The following is a 3,294-nucleotide window of genomic DNA, read 5'->3' on the forward strand; positions in this document are numbered from 1 at the left end:
CGCTGGAGATCCTGGAAACCAGCGCGATGCAAGACCTGGCGCACTTCTCCAAAATCGTCGCGGATTGCCGCGAACTCGGGGTGAGTTGCACCCTGGACGATTTTGGCGTCGGCTATTCCTCGCTGACCTATCTGAAGCACTTGGCGGTCACCGTGCTGAAGATCGACCGCAGCTTCGTCGGCGACATGCTCGACAATCCGGATGATCTGGCGATCATCGAGAGCATTCTGGGTCTGGCCGCCGCCTTCCGCCGCCAGGCCATCGCCGAAGGGGTGGAAACCCTGGAACAGGGCGAGCGACTGCTGCAACTCGGCTGCGAGCTGGCCCAGGGCTTCCGCATCGCCCATCCACTACCGGCTCACGAGCTACCCGGCTGGCTCGCCGCCTGGCGCTCCGATCCGCGCTGGAGCGAGTGGCCAGGGGCGCATCCCGAGGTTTAACCCGACATTCCGCATGACGATTTGTCGGGGGCGGCCAACGATCTGGCCAACGCCATGGAGGCGCGCGGCGAGGGGATCCGGCTCGATCAGTTCTTCAACCCGGACAACCCCGCCGCCCATTACGAGACCACCGGTCCCGAGATCTGGCGCGACACGGACGGGCAGGTGACGCACTTCGTCAGTGCCATGGGCACCACGGGGACGATCATGGGCACCGGGCGCTCTCTCAAGGAACGGAATCCGGCGATCCGGATCGTCGGCGTGCAGCCGGAGGAGGGGGCCAGTATTCCTGGCATCCGGCGTTGATCCATATGCCACTGCGCCGGCCGATCACGACCTCGCGCAGCTTTGGCATCCTGGTGTCGACGTTGGCCGAGCGGCGCGCCATGCTGACTCACTTCGCCACCCGCACCGGGGGAGAAGCTGCGTGCCCCGGCGCTGACCGTCTTTATCCAGACCGATCCCTTCGACACCGCGCGGCCCTTCTATACCAATGCCGTCACCATCCCCTTCGTCGCTCCGACCCAGAACAGCGCCGCGCTGATTGCGCAGGCGCTCGCGGGCGCTGCGCGGCTGTGCCGGCGCGGAGACGCCTATCGGCGGGCAGGGGTGCTGTTACCGGATCTGGTTCCGGTCGGGCGGGCGCCGGCGGATCTGTTCGCGGCCCCGGACGAGGAGGCACGCGCGACGCTCCGGATGGCGGCCCTGGACGGTATCAACCGCCGTTTCGGGCGCGAGAAGCTGCGCTATGGGGGCGAACTGATCGGCACCGGCTGGCCGCGGCGCGCGGGGCGCGTCTCGCCGATCTCGACGACGCGCTGGGGGGCGTTACCGAGGGTGCGGGCGTGCTAAATTGCGTGGGTCTGGCCTGATTCGTCCATCCCGTTCAGCGAGGTGTGTGGAGACAGCATGTGCGGTCGCTCGCAGCGGCACGGAACTGGAAGCCCAGTTTGGCGCCTCCTTCGACGGGGTGTGGCTGCCGCCACGCGATAACATCGCGCCGGGGAGCCAGCTTCTGGCCGTGCGCGCGGACTCCGCCGGTCCGCGAACCTTCACGACGTTCCATTGGGGACTCATCCCGCCTTGGGCGAAGGATCGCAAGATCGGCTACCGCACGATCAATGCCCGCGCCGAGACGGTGGCCGAGAAGCCCTCCTTTCGCGCGGCCTTCCGGCAACGCCGTTGCCTGATCCCCGCCGATGGCTTCGACGAATGGCAGGCGACCGGTTCCGGCAAGCAACCGTCTTTCATTGCCCGGCGGGATCGCCAGCCTTTCGCCTTCGCCGGGTTGTGGGAAACGTGGACCGATCCCGCGAGCGGCGAGCGCATCGACAGCACCACGATCATCGTGACTGACGCCAACGCCGTGGTGAGACCCATCCATGACCGGATGCCGGTGATTCTGTCGCCGGCGGATGATGAGGTCTGGCTGGATCCGGGGCTGACCCGCCCCGAGCCGCTGCAAGCGCTGCTCACGCCCTGCGATCCCACGCCGTTGATGGCCTATCCGGTTTGACCGGCGGGTGAATACGCCGGCCCAGGATGACCCGGCGTTGATCGAGCCCTGCGGTGATCTGAAAAGGGATGATGGCGGTCGCGATCAGTTGCGCTGAACTTGCGAATGTCGTCGATGCCCGAATGAGCAGGCGATTCGGTGACGATGCACCTGGTACAGCAGGTGGCGCGTTCCTGGCGGGGATCTCGCCGGCGGCGGGTACCGATGAGATTAGAAGACAAGGCACCTGTCTGGACCTTGGCCCTGCACCTGGAGATTAGGGAACTGCGCCAGTATCTGCTTGCGTTCGGCTGGCGTGGAGTAACCGAGTTTGGCCAACGCCTGACCAACGTCATTGCTGCTATAACCGCCCTTGGGTTGTCGCGTGCAGGTCGAACGCACCTGAGCCATCACCTTCGCGATCTCGCTGGGAATCGGCGTCTGGGCAGGTACCTTGGGAGGCGCGGAGGCGGGAACCGCCACCGGGATGGGCAACGCCTTCGCGGTCTCCACGGCCATTGGCAGCAGGAAGGTGGTGAGTTTCGTGCGCTTGGCGGTCGGAATTTCGCTATCGGCGTAAGCCACATCGAGGTGGATACCGCTCTCCTTCACCTGCTCGGCGGCATCCAGTAACAAGGCATCGCGCGAGACCACCACGACCCGCGTGCCACATCGGCGATGTTCGGACAGATCCGCTCCCAGGGCGAGCATAAGCGCGATGTCGGCGGCATTGGGCCGACAAGGTACCACGACGCTCTGAATGGCCAGATCGGGATGTTGTGTGTGCAGTGCCTCGACCCAGACGGCATTTTTGTTGCCCTTCTCGTTTCCGGCGACCGTGATCTGTTTGACCTGTCCGCCGAACCCTTCTTGCAGCAGATCGAGTAGCGTCGCGGCATGGTGGGCAGGCTGGTTATCCGCGTCGATGTAGAGCGCGAAGGTCAGGCCGGCACAGAGCGATGCATCGGGTTCGGGTGGCGTTAGCCGCGGAAGGGAGTGTAGAGCATCCATCGTCTTGATCCTGATCGGTTTCGGGCGGGCGCCGACTACTCGGTGGGCGCGGGCTTCGCCTTCCGCTCAAATACCTGCACCGCCGCTTGCTCCAACACCACCACGGCCCCGGCATCCGAACCCGCCTGAGCGCCGAGCTTGCCGGTCAGAGAGGCGATCCACGACGGCCACTCGCGCGCGGCCTGTTCCAGCTTCTTCCAGACCTTCGGCGGCAGGGTGGCGACCACCAGCGCCGTGTCCGTCTGGATGCCGATCTTCATGCCGGCTTTGACCGGGAGGGGCTGAGGCAGTTGCGTAAACTTCACGGTGAGTTCGAGGCGACCGGTCACGATGTTCTCCGGGGTCAGT

At 65.6% G+C, this 3,294-nt stretch carries 4 protein-coding genes and 2 pseudogenes; 4 read left to right on the top strand and 2 right to left on the bottom strand.

The genetic code is table 11. The features are described from left to right. The 4 genes and pseudogenes from CCR95_RS05255 to CCR95_RS05270 all read left to right on the top strand — a co-directional run. Positions 1 to 440, top strand: a 440-nt coding sequence (locus CCR95_RS05255; protein WP_201092524.1) for an EAL domain-containing protein, incomplete at its 5' end; no start/stop codon positions are given. 30 nt (positions 441 to 470) lie between these two features. Continuing rightward, positions 471 to 743: pseudogene (locus CCR95_RS05260) on the top strand (pyridoxal-phosphate dependent enzyme); the annotation flags it as partial. 120 nt (positions 744 to 863) lie between these two features. Continuing rightward, positions 864 to 1,292, top strand: coding sequence for a DUF4113 domain-containing protein (locus CCR95_RS26560; RefSeq protein WP_476718519.1), 429 nt, complete (start codon positions 864 to 866; stop codon positions 1,290 to 1,292). Positions 1,293 to 1,338: 46 nt separating this feature from the next. After that, positions 1,339 to 1,956 (top strand): SOS response-associated peptidase, encoded by a 618-nt coding sequence (locus CCR95_RS05270; protein ID WP_338115353.1) that lies wholly within the window; start codon positions 1,339 to 1,341, stop codon positions 1,954 to 1,956. Between the two features lie 210 nt (positions 1,957 to 2,166). Here the strand turns inward: CCR95_RS05270 and CCR95_RS05275 are convergent, their stop codons facing one another. Together CCR95_RS05275 and CCR95_RS05280 are read right to left on the bottom strand one after the other, a co-directional pair. Next, the gene (locus tag CCR95_RS05275; protein WP_201092528.1) at positions 2,167 to 2,946 is read right to left on the bottom strand and encodes an NYN domain-containing protein; all 780 of its coding nucleotides are present in this window, start codon (positions 2,944 to 2,946) and stop codon (positions 2,167 to 2,169) included. Positions 2,947 to 2,981: 35 nt separating this feature from the next. After that, positions 2,982 to 3,294, bottom strand: a pseudogene (locus CCR95_RS05280) (ProQ/FINO family protein); the annotation flags it as partial.

Origin of the sequence: Thiocystis minor, assembly GCF_016653465.1 — a bacterium.
Classification (GTDB): domain Bacteria; phylum Pseudomonadota; class Gammaproteobacteria; order Chromatiales; family Chromatiaceae; genus Chromatium; species Chromatium minus.